This is a genomic window from Ensifer sp. LC11 (assembly GCF_001695835.1).
GTDB lineage: Bacteria > Pseudomonadota > Alphaproteobacteria > Rhizobiales > Rhizobiaceae > Ensifer.
Genome location: NZ_MBSO01000008.1, coordinates 89,140 through 105,087, shown reverse-complemented (window position 1 = coordinate 105,087; position 15,948 = coordinate 89,140). Strand labels below are relative to the sequence as shown.

The following is a 15,948-nucleotide window of genomic DNA, read 5'->3' as shown; positions in this document are numbered from 1 at the left end:
AGGATCAGACCCGGAAGAGGCGAGACGCCGTGAGAAGGTCGACAGAGCCGAGGCCGGCGCTATCCGGTTGCGTGACGAAGATGCGGGAGCCCTGCACGAGCCCGAGCGACCAGGCGCCGCCGAGGTCGAAGGCGGCGATGTCGCCGATCTGGGCGAAGGCCGGACCCTCGATCACTTCGGGCAGGATCGATGCTGCGAAGTCGGCGTGATTGTCGAACCCCAGACGACGGAGCTTCTTGAGCCCGCCCGCAAGCGTCGAATACTTGCCGCGGAGCTTTGCGGCCGGGTCGATGCCCGTCATCGCCGCGACCGCCCCGGCCGCAAACAGCGCGCAGTCGTGTCGACCGTATTCGAAGGGCAAACGGCGCACGCTCGAGACATAGGCGGCAAGCCGCGGATACCAGTCGTCGAACCGCTTCATTGGCCGCCCCTGAACTGTTCCTGATTGCTGGATGCCGGCGGCGGCGTCAGCGTACCCTTGTGCTCGCCCCACCAGAATTCCCATTGGCCGGCGACGCCGCCATATCGGCGGAAACGATCCCCGCTCCGGCGCTTCTGGCTTTCGTCCGACTTTTTCGCCGGGTTGGTGCGGGTAAGCACGCGGGCATGCGAAACGACATCGACGGCAATCCCGCCTTCGCCACCCTTGGCCGGCGTTTTGATCGGCGCCTTGTTGATGAAGCCGAAGTGCTGGATGACCGGCGGCGCGATAAGCTCGTGCGTGTCGAGATCGAGGAAACCACGATGGATCTCGATTGGCGCCAGCCGAGTGTTGTAGCCGCGAAACGCCTGTTGCACGGCGGCGCTCACCTGGCTGAGCACGAGCTGCACCGTGCGCACGGCAATTTCCGGCGACCGCTTGATCTGGCCGACGCTCAGGAGCGAGCCCCAGGCGTGGTAGGTGCGCGTGACCGGCAAGCCCGTCTCGCCGGACATCACGGTTACGTCGACCGTATCCTCGCCATTCCAGAACCCGATCGATTCCGGCGCACCCGTGGTGCGGTTCTTGGCCGTAATCCAGACGAAGCTGCGCGGGATTACTCCTTGGCGCGCCTGCACATAGGCAGACGTTGCGCCGTCTACTGCTCTGACCACGTCTGATTTCCTTAGAGGGTCTGCTGCGCCTGAAAGCGCATGCCTGATGTAAAGACGTTTTCGCCGGTCCCCGGATCGAATGAGCCGGGAATGATCTTCATCTTGGGCGCGGGCTTGACCAGCTTGATCGCCTGCCCGACCGCCGCACCCGCCTTCAGGTGAGGGCGGATTTCGAAGGGGTTCGTGATGCCGCTACCGTTCGCGGTGGCGACTTCCGCGACGCGATGAAACGCGCGGCGCGCGGGATTGCTGCCGTAGTCGAAATGGAAGAGGTCGCCGACCGAAAGCACGTATCCGGCAGGCAACCCCGAAACTGACAGTGATTTCCGGTTTGCACCGATTGAGGCGATCACCGGATTGGCGGCCCCCAAGGTGACGCCACCGCGATCGAGCCGCGGATACTGCTTGCGGATGTCGTAGAGATAGAACGTGCCGATCGAACCATCCATGCTCTCGATCAACGCCTGCACCTCGGAGGCATCGGCGTGGCGCAACTCCGTGATCGTGACATCCGCCTTCCAGATCTTCGGACCAAGGTCGGCGGCCAGGAATTCACCGGAGCCGAGCCCCGAAAATTCCTCCTGCCCATCCAGCCAGAATTTCACCGAGGACAGCCGGAGCTTGTCGGCAAACTCCGCGACCGGCCGAGGAAAAACGAGTGCCATAGTCAGCCCACCGCATAAGGGTCGTTGTTGATCTCGCTGACGCGGCCGGGTAATACCGCCCGCGAAAACTCGTCGAAGCCCGCCTGCATCTGCTGTTCGGTCGCGAGCCTCATACGCTCCATCAGCTCCTTGTCTCCGTTGCCGGAGACCGAGATCTTGCTGTGAAATTCGAAGCGCACGACGCCGCCCTGATTTGTCGGGCGACCGACTGCGGCCAAAACTCCCAGCCGTCCGGTCGCATCCCGCCGCAATGGCATAATCGCTTCCGGCCCGGCCTCTCCCATCAACCCCGTGCCCTTCGCAAAAGGAAAGAGCGTCGGGCGATCGACAATCTGGTTGGTGAAGGCGCCGCCCTTGGCGAACGCGGTCAGTCCCGTACGGCCGAAGACGCCGCCATTGGCGTAGAGACCCAAACCACCTCCCGAGGCGATGCCCCACTGCGAACGGCCACCACCGAAGAGCGCGGCAAGAATGCCGCCCGAGCCTCCGCCGCTGCCCAACGCTCCATTGACCTGCCCAATCGCATCAAGAGCGTCATTCAGCAGTTTGTCGGTCAGCCGATCGAGCACACCCATGCCCGCGTCCCCGAAAGCCTCCCACGCCTTGCCGCCGCGCTCGATCGTCGAAAAGAAATCGCGGATGGCTCCGCCGGCAGTGTCACGAACCATCCGAGCATGTTCGTCTGCCTGTTGCGTAACGAGCTTCAGCTGTTCGGAGACGGTGCCCAGCGGCTTTCGCAAACCATCCCAGGCGTCGCGGCTTTCGACAGCAGCTTGCCTCACGGTCAATCCGGCCGCCCTCGCGTCGGAACCGGCGGCGTTGAAGGTCAGCTTGAGGGCGTCTTGCAGCCGGAGGGCGGCGACTTCGTTGAGGGCCAGTTCCGCCTGCATCTTCTTGAGCTCGAGGGAGATTGGGCTGGCATCAATAATCTCCTGCGTCTTTCGTAGTGCGGTGATTTCGTCGGGGAGACGAACAAGATTCCCCACTTTAGGGTCGTAGAAGCCTCCCCGCTCGACCTCCCCCATGTTAGGGAAAACGGACTGCGCGATCTCCTTTTTCAGTTCATGTCCGGTCCGCCGTATGTCGGCACGCTGGCTGTCGAGAAGTGCCTGCTGATAACGAAGCTGGATTTCCAGCAGGCTCTTCTTCGCATTGAACTCTTTTTCCGTATTGGCGAGGATCGTCGCCGTCATTGCGCCATGCGTCCCGGCGGTGGCCGAAAGCGCACGGTCGTAGGTCGTCTGGATACTCGTCAGCTCGGAAATCATGCTTGTGACGGAGCCGGCGGAAACCGCCTGCTCCGCAAGCGCCCGCGTCAGGCTCCCGACTTCGTAGGCTGCAGCTGCGGAGTTCCGCGTCAGAATTTCATAGGCGCCGTAGACACCGGCTGCGGCCGCCGCCAACGGCCAAAGACGCGCGATCAAGCTCGTCGCCATCGTCGCGGTTTCGCGGAACGCGCGGCCGATGCCGCCTTCGCCCGGGCCGTAGATCTGCGCGATCTGTGGACCCTGCTGAAGTAGGATCTGGATGATCGGCATGCCCAATGCCCAGGACTGGAAGACATCGTTCAGCTGGAACGCTAGTTGACGTTGCCCAACTCCATTATCGTTCGCCGCCATCGCAAGCCGGCGGTGCGCGAGCGCGGCGGAATCCAACGCAGCCTCTTCGGCCGCCAACTTCGCATGAACGACTGTCGCCGCAGCCGCAAGCTGGTGCTGTCCCGCAGCGGCGAGATCCGCGCCGTTGGCAACCAGGCCGTATCGACGATAGATCCCGGTCAGGATCGTGTCGACGCGGTCCATTGGCACGGCGCCCTTGTCGATCGCCCTACCAAGCCTTGAAACCGCCTGTTCGAACCCCGCCGCATTCTTGTAACCGTCAATGTACATGCGCGAGAGCATCGCGAGGGCGCCACCGGACGTGCCGGCCTGCGCATCGGTGCGGGCAAGCGCCGCCCCGACCTCGTTGCTCGATGCCGCGCCCGCCTTGTCCGCGGCAATCTTCTGGTTCATGCCCGTCAGATACTGCCGGGTGTCCATCTGCGCATCGACTCTCAGAGATCGAAGAGCTACCGTCATGACCTATCCACCTATTTAAGGTTGTCGTGATATTTGGGGAACTGGGATGAACTTGAGAATTGCCGCTGTGAAAATCGCAGCCTGCGTTGCGGTCGGAGTTTTGCTGTCCGCTAGCGGATCTACCGCAGCGATGACATGCCCTGAAGGCTCGCGAGATGTGCTTAAAGTGGTGCGATGGAGCATCTCGGCCCCCGCCAGCGAAAGTTTTGCAGCCACCGTTACGGTAGACAGCATCAACGGAAAGATCATCTCGCTGACGCGTGGGCGAGTATACTTCTCGGACGAGTTAGGCGCCGCAATCGGCTCGACGGAGATCGACCCAGACGAAGTCATTATTCCGAAGGTAGGAGCAACAACGTGGTTCGATGCGCGAACCTTTCCAAGACTTCGAAGCGTCAAGCCCAAGCACGTGGGGGCCGTCGCCTGTGTAACGGGCGTCGTCTATTCAGACGGCACCAAGGAGATGTTCTAGGGCCGCTTTTCCTTCTCCGAACGCCAGTCTAACCACTCCGCATCGATCGCCTGAAGGAAGGTCAGGAAATCACCGAAGTGATCGCCGCCAATGCCATGGTCGGCGGCGTACCGGCTGATCGCCGTGTAGGAAATCGGCCCTTCGCCGCCGAACGCGCCATAGAAACGATCAAAGCGCAGTGCCTCCCATGCCCGGAAATAGAGGCCGTGCCATGGTTCGATTTTCGCATCGGCGGGCTGCTCCGGTACTTCTATAAAGTCGGCCTCGCCGGGGTTGTCGTGTGCCAGCTTCCGCAGCCACTCGGACTGGCCTTCCTGTGTCAGCCGCCAGCGAAAGCTGGCTCGGACTTTTTTACGGTCATCTCCGTAAATTCGATGTTCATGCGCGCAATCTGGCTGGCGCACCACTCCACCGCCTCGGTGACATATCGATAGGCCGGGTCCGTCAGGATTTCGAGCGCGACCGATGGCGAATATTCGACATCGAGGCCGCGCCACCCATTCAGCACCTCTGCGCAATAGAGCGCGCCGGTCTCCCGCGCCGCGACATCTGCCGGAGGCGTTTCATTGCCGTAGGTCCGTGCGAGCCGTTGCAGCACAAGGTCGCGCTTAGTCACGTAGCTCGGCGCTCGGAGAGAACGCACATTGAAGGCAACGCCCGGCAGTGGCGGATAATCGATCCAGTCGCCAACCACCTCGCGCTCCAGATCAGCGCGCAGGGATGCAAGTTTTACAGTCATTATCAAATCCCTTGTCGGAAGGAGGCGAGGCGGCGCCGACACGCCGCCTCGCCGTGATGCGCATCAGTTTCGTTCCCGTGGTCGGCGGGAACCTCGTCAAGCCTGGTAGTATTCGAAGCGGTCGAGCAGGAGGTGCGCTTCGGTCAGCGCGTCCTTTGAGGCGGTCGCTGTCAGCGGAAGCATAGTATCCTGGTTCTTGCCACCGGCAGAGACCGAACCCTCGGTGAAGGTGATGCGGGGCACACCGTAGACCAGCGCCTGGTTGTCCTTGGCGATACGGGCATTAATGTTGGTCGGGACCGAATTGAACAGCTTCTCCAGCAGAACCTTCGAACCGAAAAAGGTCTCCATCGAGACCGTCACCGTCGCGCTACCCATGCCGATATCGACCGCGCCGACTTTTTCGTCGCTGCGTATCGCGTTCAGCATGCGCTGATTGTTGTTGAGCGTGATGCCGAGTGTACGAACGAAGTTCGGCCCGCCGACCGGCACCCCGTTTTCGGCGATACGGCCAACGTTGACCGCCGCCGCCATCACGCGGTTCTGTGTGACCGGCTCCGGCGTGGCGTCGAGCGAGGCCGTCGCGAGTTCGCCGGTCAGACCGTTCAACGTCAGCACATAGCGGGCGATCTGCTCACTCTCGAAGCTGAACTCGATCTGCCCCACCTCCATGCCGCGCTGGATGATGTAGGTCGGAACTGTCTGCCCCATCCAACCGCGCTCGATGGTCTGAGCGAACTGCGTCACGCCGTTCTTGATCCGGTCGCCGAAGAACACGCGCAGCGTCTTGCCGGCGCCCGCATCCGCAGCCCATCCGGTCGGCAGGTTGTCGAGCGTCAGCTTGGCTGCGGCGATCCCGACGATACGTGCCCAGCCGTTCAAAGCTTCTGCGCCGAACCGATAACCGGCCCCGGAGCCGCCAATCTTCACCCACTGGCCCACCGCGAGACCGAGCGTCGTGAAATCAAGCGCCGTCGACGCAAGGCCATCGGCAGCCGCCGTGATATCGCCAGCAATACCCTCGAAACCGACCACCTTCATGCGCGCCGCAGCTGCCGGCGCCGCCTCGTCCGTCAACAGAGCGGCGCCGACTGCCGGAACGGTCGCCGACCCCGTGGCGATCTTGAAAAGCCCGTTGTTTCCGGCCTGAGCGAACCCTGTCAGCCGCACCAGATGACCGACCACGAAGGCCGGGCCGACGAGGACGGTAATCACACCGGTCGCCGCAGAAACGCCGGTGATCACACTATCCGCCGTGCCGTCATTGTCCCGCTGTGGCGTGTTCGCCCAGGTATTGGCAAAAACGCTTTCAATGAACAGCGAAAGCGGCGATCCGTCGACCGGGTAGGAAAGCTCCCCGTTGATCGTGCCCTGATTGGTCTCGTTCACCTTCACCGGATCGGAATCCATGCGATCGTCACGGATCTCTTCGGAGTTGGTGAAGACAGGCTGAAACTGCAAAGCCTCGCCGGTAAAGCGATGGGCGCGCATGCGGGGATTGGCGGGCGTTTCGCCGCGCGTGGTTTCGCGGGTGACGGTCATCCGCACCCGGTTCGTATCGGAACCAGCCATAGGTTTTCTCCGTGGTGATGATGCCGCGAGCAGCGGCCAAGGTTCATTCGTCGCGCTGCCAGTCGATGGTGACCGTCATGCGGAAATAGCTGCCATCCGCCTTGCCGGGTTCACCGGCTCCAATCGAGGCGTCGCGAAAGACAACGCCGGCAATTTCCTGCCCGCGAAACAGGTCGGCGATCTGGCTGGCATACAAGCGTGCCGTGCGCGTTCCGGCGCCGCGGGGCGTCATGACATGCACGTAGATCTGCCCCGCTTCGCGCCAGAGGTTGGCGGCTTGCGTTTCAGCACCAATGCTCTCTTGCGCGAAAAGGTCGCCGAACACCTCGACGAACAACCACGTCTCCGCGTCGGTCGGTGGCTCGAAACGGTCATTCTCAAACGCGATGGGCGTCGTCGACCAGTTGGCGATCAGATAGTCATGAACGGCATCGTAGCTCTGAGGGGTCGACATCACTGCACCATGTTCATGATGATCGCCGGATAGGTGATCGGCATTCCGGCTTGCCTATCCTTGCGTCGCCCCTGATTGCGCTTGAGCCGGTAGGGGATCAGCGGATGGAGCCCGGCGCCGAGATCCAAGAACCGCATCTCGAAACTGAAATTCTGCGAGCCATAGCGGCGCACCAGGCTCGTCTTGGCTTTGTCAAACATGCGGGCGGGAACGCTCATCTGCATCGCACCCACCTGCACCTTGCGGACATAAGGCTGCGTGTTGGTGATGATCACCTCGGCCGAAGGCGCAATGTCCTCGAAATCGATCACCACCTTGCCGCCGACGATGACAATGAACGACGAGGCATAACGCCCGCTCTTTCGCGGGCTGTGTTTCACCAGGGCATCGAGCGCGTAGCGGATGACCACCCGCCACCATGAAAACTCATAAAGGATCGGCCCCGGCGCCTGCACCGTCTCTTCCGAGACTCCCCGGCGACCGTTGACGAACACATCATAGACCGGCGTCGCGGCGCCCGTCTGGATCGCCTCTGCGAGCTGCTGGCGCGCAAATCGTGCCAGATGCGCGGAAATCTGATCCTGCGCGATGTCCGCCGTCGCAAGGCTGATCTGTTTGTCGAAGGTCTCAAACCCTGCCATCAGCCTTTGATCCTCAATTCGATACGCACCACCACATCATTCAGCTTGCGGTGATCGTGTTCCTCAACGACCCGAAACCGGCCATCGACCTCGCACCAATCGCCCTTCTGAGGAAAGGGCCGCGGCCAGGCGGCAAGATCGGATGGGGAAAGCACCACCTTGCTATCGGTCTGCGAGACGCCGCTTTCACCCACGACATCGTCGGCCTTGTAGCCACGAACGAACCCAAGCATCGCGGCAATCGCGACCTGCGCGTCCTTTGGCCCACGGCGAACCCGCACGGCCTGACCGTGTCTGGCGAGCTGCCTATCGAGCGCGGCAATCGCTTGTGCCGGGGTCATACTGAAAACACCCGTAGAGTGGACAACAGCCGCCCGCACGTGCGCTCGATCACAGCAGCCATCTTGTCGCTGTCGAGATACGTCGCCGTACCGACCCCCTCGACTTCTTCAGAACGGATGTCGGCGTCAGACGCCCGGACGCGCACCAGATCTTGTACCGACAGAATGATTGCTTGACGCGCGCGCTCCGGAACCTTACCCGTCTGGGCCTCTCCAGGTGCCGCGCCCGCCGTGCCGTTGTATCCAGCTGAGTAACGGACGCGATGGCGGTAGTCTGTAACCCAACGCGCTCCAGTCGATACGACAAGCGTGTCGCCGTCCTGACGCCAGGTCGAGGAGTCTGCCGGCGTAGCGTTTCCATCTTCGTCTTCAGTCACGATGCTGATGATCTTGATGACCGGACCAAACGGCAGCTTCTGCCGCTCGCGGAAGAAGAGACCGGCCACCTCGATCGTCTGAGGTCCGAGGCATCGCCCAAGCCAGCCGTCAGGGCCATCGATCTGCTCCGTGGTCGCGGCAATCAGGGCCGCGATTCCGGCGTCAGTGCCCGGGTGCGAACCCGGAACATCCGAAGGCGTCACGATGGGCGCCGGAGGAGTGATGACCCTGACGTCCATGGTTACTCGGACTCCAATGCAGTTGCAGCGCCGATAGCGACCAGCCGGTCGGCTTCGTTCGCGTCGAGTTCGATGACCGAACCCGGTCCGCTTTCGCCGTAGTAGGCAGAAAGCAAGACGGACTTCAGATCGATATGCACTTCAGCATCATTCCCCGATGCATCGGGGTTCTTTTTGGTCGTGGTCATGGGAGGTTTCCTTTCGCTGAGAAAAAGGGACGACCGGTCGGAGCTATCGCCCCGGACCGCGCATCGCCAAGTTCGACGGGTTACGATGCGGCGTTGACGAAGACCTTCACGGCGCCGCCGACATCGAGCAGATTGCCGCCCGAACGCATCCAGGCGAGGAAACCGACCTGTCCGCGCTTGGTGTAAGCGGAGTCCGCAAAACGGAACATCTGGACCGCCATGACATCGCGGATCGTGTAGTGCTTGAAGTCGCCGTAGCCGATCGAGCGCGCGCTTGCCGCCATCTTGGCAACGTTCTGGTTGACCTTGATGGGGTCTCCAAGGAGCCGGTCGGGAGCGCCACCCGGTACGTTCACTTCATAGCCGGGAACGAAGATCGGGCGCTGCTGTCCGTCCTTGATCTTGCGAACGATCCGGACGGTATCGTCGTTCATCATCCAACGGCAATTGCCGCCTTCGCGATAGGCCGGATCGACAGAATGCTGAAGATCCACAAGGCTGTCGTAGGTAACAAGCGCGACCTGAGAGCTTCCGTTCGCCGCCGCGACGCCAACCTGCGCGGCCGTGAATGCTCCGTTCGGCTGGCTGACGCCGGTACCGATGGTGAAATGCTTGTTGGTAACGCGCCCGAGACGCCGGATCAGACGCCCGCGTACGAAGCCCTCGATATCGACGCTGCTGTCGGTCAGCAGCTCCCACGGAACGGCGACGACCTTGGAAGAGTACTTGTAGACCGAGAGCCCGGCCGTGCCGAAACCGACATCCTGATCCGTGGCCGGCTGGTTTTCCGGCACGATTTCGCCCTCTTCATTCGTCCCATCCGAGGTCGGGAACGACATTGCGTTGCCGCCCGACGTCTGGAGCACGTCGGCAACTTCGCGCATGCCGCCGTAGGCCTTCAGCGCATCGAGCGTAGTCTTGGCAACTTCGGTTGCCACCGTGTATCCGCCTTCGGCCGGCGTGGTCGTCGACATCGTATTGCGGATCGTCTGCCAGTCTTCGGCGTTGAGCGCATTGTCACCACCGCGCAGCCACTTGGCATAGACGGCGGCGCCTGCGGACTGCTGATCCTTACCGGCACGCTCGGATGCTTCGATCACGCTGTTTTCCAGCGTGTCGCGGGCAACCCGCTCATTCATATCGGTGATGCGCTTGATACGCGCGTCAATTTCGTCGATCTCGGCCATGCCGGCGTCATAGATCGGCTGGTCGGTTTCCGGCTTCCAGTCCTTCTTTTCGACCAGATCCTTCAGCGCCTTGGCTTTGGCCGCGCGCTGTTCTCGAAGTGCCTGAATAGACATCTCGTCATCCTTTCAACGATGTAGGAGAGCGGCCGCGAGCGCGGCCAGTTACCTGCTCAGCGCGGCGCGCTTAGGCAGCTTTTTCCAGCATGCGTGCGGCATGAAGCCGAACGCGATGTGAAACTTCATTCTCGTCAGCAGCGGCAGGCGCCGGGGGGGGCGACGACGGTTCTGGCAACGCGGGCGCGGCGTTGAAAGCGCTCAAATCCCATTTCGCGGACGCCTTGCCCTGCCCTTCGGCCACTGCATCGGCAAGCCCGAGCGACACCGCCTCCGAAGCCGTGAACCAGGTCTCGGCAGACATGTAATCCCGGAAGATCGCAGCGTCCTTCTCGCTCTTGGCGGCGTAAGAATCGGCGATACTGCCGTCGATCTTGTCGAGTAGTGCGGCCGAGGACAGTAAATCTTCCTTGTTGCCGACGACGAAGGTCCAGGCGTTGTGGATCATCATGAAAGAGCCCGGAGCCATGATGACCTTGGGAGCGCATACGGCGATCACGGAAGCGGCCGAAGCGGCATAACCATCGACATGCACGGTGATCGCGCCAGTGTGTTCACGCATCGCCTGGCAGATGGCGACTGCACCGAAGACGTCGCCACCCGGAGAATTGATCCGGATGGCCACATCCCCCTTGATCGTGCGCAGTTGCTCGATGAAAGCCGCTGGCGAAACACCGCCCCACCACTCGGCCTCGAACTCGTCGGCCACGATCATGTCGTAGAGGTAGATCGTGTTTCCTTCAGCCCGGAATGACCCTCGTTTCTGGTTTGCGGCAAGGAGTGCGCGAAGCCTATTCATTGCGAGGGTTCCTTCTGTTCGGTCGGTGCCCGACCCGGATTGGTGCCGACGAAACCGCCCTTGTCGTCACGCTTCAGGCGCAGCCTTTCGCGAGCTTCGTTGGCCGACATGATTTGCGGCTCGCCAGCGCGGCCGACAGCGATGCGGAGAGATTCGAAGAGAGACTTCATGTCCGCCCGCTCAAGTTCGGAAGTATCGAACTCGGCCACGCGCGAGGCCGTGCGGAAGAGTTTCCGGTTGATCTCGTTTTCGATCTTCGTCAGATGCTGCCGAAGCGCGAACCGAACGAAGCCGATCGACATCGCTTCGACACCGGAACCCCAGCTTGTCGTCTTCTCATTGTGACCGATCATGAAGGGAGGAACGCCATAGATGCGTGCGATCTCCTCGATCTGGAGGTGCCGCAACGCGACCAACTCCATGTCCTTCATCGGCATTGTGATCGGCAGGATTTTCAATCCGCCGTGGAGCAACATCGGCCGATGGGAGTTTTGCACGCCCTGGTGCTTCCTCTCGATCTCGTCGCGAAGATCATCGACCTGCGGCTTTGTCAACGTCTGGTCGGTGCCAAGCGCATAGTCGGGTCGCGCCGAGTTGGCGAAGAAGTTTGCCGAAAACTCCTGCATCGCGATCGACGAAGCGCCGGTTATCCGCAGGGCATGGCGCAGCGGAGACAGACCGCGAAACCCATCAAAGCCGAAGCCGGCGATATGCAGCATGTCATCCTGGTCGTAGATCTGAAAGCCGTCCTTGTCGGACGCGGTCAGTTCGGGCGCCACCGCATAAACGAGCCTCGATCCATCCGGCCAAAGCCCAACGGTCACGCGGTCGGGATGAACGGGGGTGAAACCGATCGGCTTGTCGCCCCGACGCTGGATCGGCGCGAAGGCGTCGCCCTGAAGGAGCAACGACTGGCATAGGAACTCCCAGCCACTCGCTGACATCCACCGCGGGCTCATTTGCTCATTGAAGACCCAATGCAGATCATCGTTGTAGATCCGGCCACGCTCGCCATTCTCGCCGTTCACGCGATAGATGTTCACCGGCAACGACGATATGGCTCCGGCGATCAGGTTGACGCACGCGTAAATCGCCGAAACCATGAGCGCCGTCCGCTCCGTCGGCGCCGGCAGCTTCCCGACTATCTCGACGAAATCACCCCACATCGACGTGCCCGGCAAGATGGCCGGCAAGGGCGTAAAGTTCTCCGTGCCGCCCTTGTCAAAAACAGGGTCCACCGCCCGATCAACGACCGGTTCGGCCACGTCTCGTCCCGCGACCCATCCAGCAATACGGTTCCGCCACGCGCTCATAGAAACTCCAGGGCTGGCCGCGAGGGCTCTTCTTCCATCATCGAAAGGCCGACGCCCATGACGGCGGCGACAATTCCGTCGATCTTCTCGGCGCTCTTCTTTTTGGTCGGCGCATAGTTCAGGTTCTCGTCAAAGCGAACCGCGACGTTGCCAGCCATCCAACGAAGGATCGGGTGGCCGCCGTGGTCGAGATGTCCCGAGATGACCAGTCGCTCGAAGAGCTTGGTCGGTTCGCCAAGCGTCGGGATGCCCTGACGCATGGTCACAAACATCCCTTCCTGCACGCCGTCTTTCTGCATGTCCGTGACGAGCTTGGTCGCGTTCCACGGGTCATAGCCGATGGACGCTACGTCATACCGTTCCAGATCTTCGGCTAGCGCCTTCCGCACATAATCCTGATCGACGTAGTCGCCCGGCGTCTGCTCTAAAGCCTCGATGCCGAGCCATTTGTCGTAGGAGACACGATCCTGCCGCGATCGGCGCGCGATCGTGTCTTCGGGAACCCAGAACCGTGCCGACAAAATCCACCGCTTGATCTTGTCGTCTGGCGGAAAAGCGAGCAGCCGCGCGGTGATGTCCTGATTGGACGATACGTCAATCGCCGCGTAGCATTTTCGCCCTTCGAGGCCGCGCCCATCACGCCAGCCTTTCCAAGCCTCGGTGTCCGTCGCGCATGCGTCCCACTTCTTCAGGCTGAGCCAGCGCGTTACCGCGTCGATCCACTGATTGAGGTGGTAGCAGCGGAAATGTTGTTCGGCGCGCGGGTTATCTGCAGCGATTGCCGCCTCGCGACGCAGAAACTGCATCGTGGGCGAGATGCCGAGCGACGGGTTAGCCTTCGGCCAGTTCGCTTCGTCGGCCCAATCGTCATCAGGATCGAGCGCAAAGATAACAACCAGCGTCGAGGGGTCATCGATCCGCCCTTCGAGGATCGACAGGCTTTCCTCCCAAAGAGCATAGCCGGTCTTGTTCGACTTGATGCCGGCAGTCGACGCGTAGAGTTCGATCGGCTCCAATCGGGTGCCGGTGCCCTGCCGCAGGAAGTTCGCCAGATCCGGCGTCTCCCATTCGTGCATCTCGTCGCCCGCTATGACGGTCGGCGATTTCCCGTGCTTTCCCTCGGGCTTTCCTGTCAGAAGTTCGAACAACGCCCGGATTTTCGGGAGATAGATCGACTTCTTGTAGATCTGCGTGTCACCCATGTTGGGCGCCATGCTGATCATGGCCTTCATCTTGTTGAAGATGATCTTGGCCTGACTTTCGTCGCGGGCGAACACATAGCCTTGTCCGCCAACGACACCGTCGAGAATGAAGAACAGCAGCGCCAGCGCCGCCAGAAACTCCGACTTGCCGTTTTTCCGAGGCACCCACAACATGAGGCGTCGGAATATACGGACATGGACAAAGGCGGGTTGCCCGGTCTGCTCGTCAACGATCTCGATCGGCGCCTTCCAGCCGACGAGAAGGCGAACGATACATTCTTGCCATAGGCCGAGGCGAAAGGGCTTTCCGGCAAAACGGTCATCCGTGAGCCGGAAGACCTTCGGAAACAGGTGAATGGCGGCGGCCGCTTTCGCCTCGTCGAACCAAGAACCGGCTACGCGGGAGCATCGCTCCCAGGCGAGACGAACCCACGCCCACCCCTTCGCGTCTGCAGCTTCCTTGACCCACTCCGGTTCCGGCCACAACCGATGGCCGGCAGCAGCCTGCACCGCAACAGCAGAGACTTCCATGGCATCAGTTCAGCGAGCCGGGAGGCATCGAGTTGTGGGCGCCGAGAATGCCGATGATGTCATCAGGGTCGGGCTGCGCAGCTGCCGGCGCACCGTCTCCCGATTTCTCCTCATCCCTGTCGGGCGTATTGCCCCAGAGCGGAAGGTCACCCAGACCACGCGCCGCCGCCTGGTCGCGCATGATCTTGTAGCGGGCATCCGGACGCATACCGAAGGTCGCCTCCAGATCGCGCAACATCTTTTCGATGTCTTGTGCCGCCTGCCAAGCCGGATGCCGTTTTTTGGTCGGCGCCCCGTTCGTATCGGTGGTGTCGAACCAGGTGCCTTCCTTCTGGACGGCCACGTCCGCCGCGATCCACTCGACGACGTATCGGCAGTAGCGCGCGAGCGGTCCGGCGTCGAGGTCGGTCAGGAGGTTAAGGCGCTGAAGCTTTGGCGCAAGATCGTTCCACACCTCGGTCGCCTTGCGGCTCCGCTTGAGCCACTTCGGCGGGCGGACGTTACCGATGGAGATCGGCTCCGCCGCCTTTTTCGACCGAACTGTCGCAACATCCTTCTGGGTCATCCGCTTTCCGGGCGCACCTTTATCCGCCTGCTGCTGGTCGGTGTCAGGCTTACGACCACGCGTCATCTCGCCCTCCATCGGTTGGCGTGTCAGAAAAAAAAAGATTTCGCTATTTTCGCGGCGACGTGAGCGAGCACACCCACCGGTCTAGCCCTCTGGCGGCCTAGACTTTTGACCCACCCCCGGTCCCCTGCCGCTCTTCGGCCTGGACGTCGATGTCGTGGTGGTCGGGGCACAATGGCTCCCAATTGTCCCGGTCCCAGAACAACACCTCCTCGCCGTGATGCCGCTGCACATGGTTCACGACCAGGTGCATACGACGACGGTTCGTTTCGAGTGTGCCGTCCTTGCGGTAGATGCCGGGATTGAGCAGTCCGTTTGCTTGGCAACGAACACAGAACTGGTTGTCCGGATCAGCCAGGAAGTCGGCTCGCGCCTGCTGCCACTTGGCCGTCTTGTACCATCTCCGCCATGGCTGCTGATCCCGCTCCCGATCGTACGCTTGTTCGCGTTGCACCGCTGATGGCCTGCCGTTCGGCCGGAATGACTTGGGCTTTGCGACCATCGTACCCGATAGCGAAAAGGCGACCTCTCGGCCGCCTGTCGTTTTCTCATAGCTTTCGCACTGACCCTGAATCGATGCGTCTCGCTTGGGAGACTGTCAGGGTTGGGGCTGACCGGCGTACCTACCTCGGGATTTCTCCCCGCTGTTTAGGCGTTCTCAGAGGCTCACTACAGGATCATCAGCTTGTCCAATGGCGAAATAACTCTCACAACCTTTCGAGCAATGCAAGAGGCACCGTCACAGGAACCTCTCCCCCCATGATGCTGATGGAAACGACTACGTCACCCCGACCACGCTTATTCGGAGTAATCACTGTCGCCTTGAAGTTGGTGAATGGACCGGCAGTCACTCGAAGGCTCTCCCCCGCCGATACCATTAGGTCAGCGGGGCGCTCGAAATCATACTTACCGCCGCGAGCAAGAGCACTGAATCTGCTGACTTCTTTGTCACTCAACCGCATCGGCTTTTCACACCCACCGAGCACGTCAATGGCATGCTCTATGCCCTGCAACCCGGCGAGATATTCGGGCTGGGCAAGCAACTGCACGAGCACGTAACCATGAATGACAGGCATCATCTGGCCCTCGATCAGACGATGGCGACGACGCAGATCCGGGCCTTTCCGCATAGGTACGAGCGACCGAACACCCATTTCTTCGAGCGATTTTTCCACAACCCTCTCCCGGCCAGTCCATACCCGAAGGGCAAACCAAGGCGCTTTCCCGCCGTTTATTCGGCAATTCACCGTCAACAGCGCCCCTTCATCGAGGAGGCTGTCCGTGATTCGCCGCATCCGATCCCTGAACCCGT

Annotated in this window: 20 protein-coding genes; 1 reads left to right on the top strand and 19 read right to left on the bottom strand. The window is 61.5% G+C overall.

The features are described 5' to 3' along the window. Window positions 1–4: 4 nt before the first annotated feature. Genes BBX50_RS06190 through BBX50_RS06175 form a run of 4 tightly spaced genes read right to left on the bottom strand, consistent with a single transcriptional unit; the run spans window position 5 to window position 3,838 of the window. On the bottom strand, window positions 5–421 hold the full coding sequence (locus tag BBX50_RS06190; RefSeq protein WP_065774444.1) for a hypothetical protein: 417 nt from the start codon (window positions 419–421) through the stop codon (window positions 5–7). After that, a complete protein-coding gene (locus BBX50_RS06185) occupies window positions 418–1,095 on the bottom strand; it encodes a hypothetical protein (protein WP_065774443.1) in 678 nt (225 codons plus the stop codon). The genes BBX50_RS06190 and BBX50_RS06185 overlap by 4 nt, the downstream gene beginning before the upstream one ends. Before the next feature lie 11 nt (window positions 1,096–1,106). After that, complete coding sequence (locus tag BBX50_RS06180) at window positions 1,107–1,760, bottom strand: hypothetical protein (RefSeq protein WP_065774442.1); 654 nt, start codon at window positions 1,758–1,760, stop codon at window positions 1,107–1,109. A gap of 2 nt (window positions 1,761–1,762) precedes the next feature. Beyond that, entirely contained in the window at window positions 1,763–3,838 is a 2,076-nt protein-coding gene (locus BBX50_RS06175) for a phage tail length tape measure family protein (protein WP_083213558.1), read from the bottom strand. A gap of 46 nt (window positions 3,839–3,884) precedes the next feature. On the opposite strand from BBX50_RS06175, the gene BBX50_RS06170 reads away from it, so the two are divergent. Beyond that, window positions 3,885–4,310: a hypothetical protein gene (locus BBX50_RS06170; RefSeq protein WP_065774440.1), complete on the top strand. Its 426-nt coding sequence runs from the start codon at window positions 3,885–3,887 to the stop codon at window positions 4,308–4,310. On the opposite strand, the gene BBX50_RS29665 is transcribed toward BBX50_RS06170, so the two are convergent. The 15 genes from BBX50_RS29665 to BBX50_RS06100 form a co-directional block, all read right to left on the bottom strand. Next, the gene (locus BBX50_RS29665; protein WP_139108371.1) at window positions 4,307–4,714 is read right to left on the bottom strand and encodes a hypothetical protein; all 408 of its coding nucleotides are present in this window, start codon (window positions 4,712–4,714) and stop codon (window positions 4,307–4,309) included. The two genes, BBX50_RS06170 and BBX50_RS29665, sit on opposite strands and share 4 nt — an antisense overlap. Continuing rightward, a complete protein-coding gene (locus BBX50_RS06165; protein ID WP_065774439.1) occupies window positions 4,630–5,049 on the bottom strand; it encodes a hypothetical protein in 420 nt (139 codons plus the stop codon). The genes BBX50_RS29665 and BBX50_RS06165 overlap by 85 nt, the downstream gene beginning before the upstream one ends. Window positions 5,050–5,145: 96 nt before the next feature. Beyond that, complete coding sequence (locus BBX50_RS06160) at window positions 5,146–6,621, bottom strand: phage tail tube protein (RefSeq protein WP_065774438.1); 1,476 nt, start codon at window positions 6,619–6,621, stop codon at window positions 5,146–5,148. Window positions 6,622–6,664: 43 nt separating this feature from the next. After that, on the bottom strand, window positions 6,665–7,075 hold the full coding sequence (locus tag BBX50_RS06155) for a phage tail terminator-like protein (RefSeq protein ID WP_065774437.1): 411 nt from the start codon (window positions 7,073–7,075) through the stop codon (window positions 6,665–6,667). Further along, window positions 7,075–7,716, bottom strand: a complete 642-nt coding sequence (locus BBX50_RS06150) for a hypothetical protein (RefSeq protein WP_065774436.1) — start codon at window positions 7,714–7,716, stop codon at window positions 7,075–7,077. Before BBX50_RS06150 ends, BBX50_RS06155 begins: the two co-directional genes overlap by 1 nt. After that, entirely contained in the window at window positions 7,716–8,057 is a 342-nt protein-coding gene (locus BBX50_RS06145; RefSeq protein ID WP_065774435.1) for a hypothetical protein, read from the bottom strand. The genes BBX50_RS06150 and BBX50_RS06145 overlap by 1 nt, the downstream gene beginning before the upstream one ends. After that, complete coding sequence (locus tag BBX50_RS06140; protein WP_065774434.1) at window positions 8,054–8,674, bottom strand: hypothetical protein; 621 nt, start codon at window positions 8,672–8,674, stop codon at window positions 8,054–8,056. Before BBX50_RS06140 ends, BBX50_RS06145 begins: the two co-directional genes overlap by 4 nt. A 2-nt stretch (window positions 8,675–8,676) precedes the next feature. After that, window positions 8,677–8,862, bottom strand: coding sequence for a hypothetical protein (locus BBX50_RS06135; RefSeq protein WP_065774433.1), 186 nt, complete (start codon window positions 8,860–8,862; stop codon window positions 8,677–8,679). A gap of 80 nt (window positions 8,863–8,942) precedes the next feature. Then, window positions 8,943–10,163: a phage major capsid protein gene (locus tag BBX50_RS06130; protein WP_065774432.1), complete on the bottom strand. Its 1,221-nt coding sequence runs from the start codon at window positions 10,161–10,163 to the stop codon at window positions 8,943–8,945. A gap of 70 nt (window positions 10,164–10,233) precedes the next feature. Beyond that, complete coding sequence (locus BBX50_RS06125) at window positions 10,234–10,962, bottom strand: head maturation protease, ClpP-related (RefSeq protein WP_065774431.1); 729 nt, start codon at window positions 10,960–10,962, stop codon at window positions 10,234–10,236. Beyond that, a complete protein-coding gene (locus BBX50_RS06120) occupies window positions 10,959–12,227 on the bottom strand; it encodes a phage portal protein (protein ID WP_065774430.1) in 1,269 nt (422 codons plus the stop codon). The genes BBX50_RS06125 and BBX50_RS06120 overlap by 4 nt, the downstream gene beginning before the upstream one ends. A 44-nt stretch (window positions 12,228–12,271) precedes the next feature. Then, a complete protein-coding gene (locus BBX50_RS06115) occupies window positions 12,272–14,008 on the bottom strand; it encodes a terminase TerL endonuclease subunit (RefSeq protein WP_083213556.1) in 1,737 nt (578 codons plus the stop codon). A 4-nt stretch (window positions 14,009–14,012) separates the two neighbouring features. After that, a complete protein-coding gene (locus BBX50_RS06110; protein ID WP_065774429.1) occupies window positions 14,013–14,639 on the bottom strand; it encodes a phage terminase small subunit P27 family in 627 nt (208 codons plus the stop codon). A 97-nt stretch (window positions 14,640–14,736) separates the two neighbouring features. Continuing rightward, window positions 14,737–15,090, bottom strand: a complete 354-nt coding sequence (locus tag BBX50_RS06105) for an HNH endonuclease (protein WP_139108372.1) — start codon at window positions 15,088–15,090, stop codon at window positions 14,737–14,739. A gap of 253 nt (window positions 15,091–15,343) precedes the next feature. Beyond that, complete coding sequence (locus BBX50_RS06100; RefSeq protein ID WP_274533982.1) at window positions 15,344–15,931, bottom strand: transcription termination/antitermination NusG family protein; 588 nt, start codon at window positions 15,929–15,931, stop codon at window positions 15,344–15,346. Window positions 15,932–15,948 lie beyond the last annotated feature (17 nt).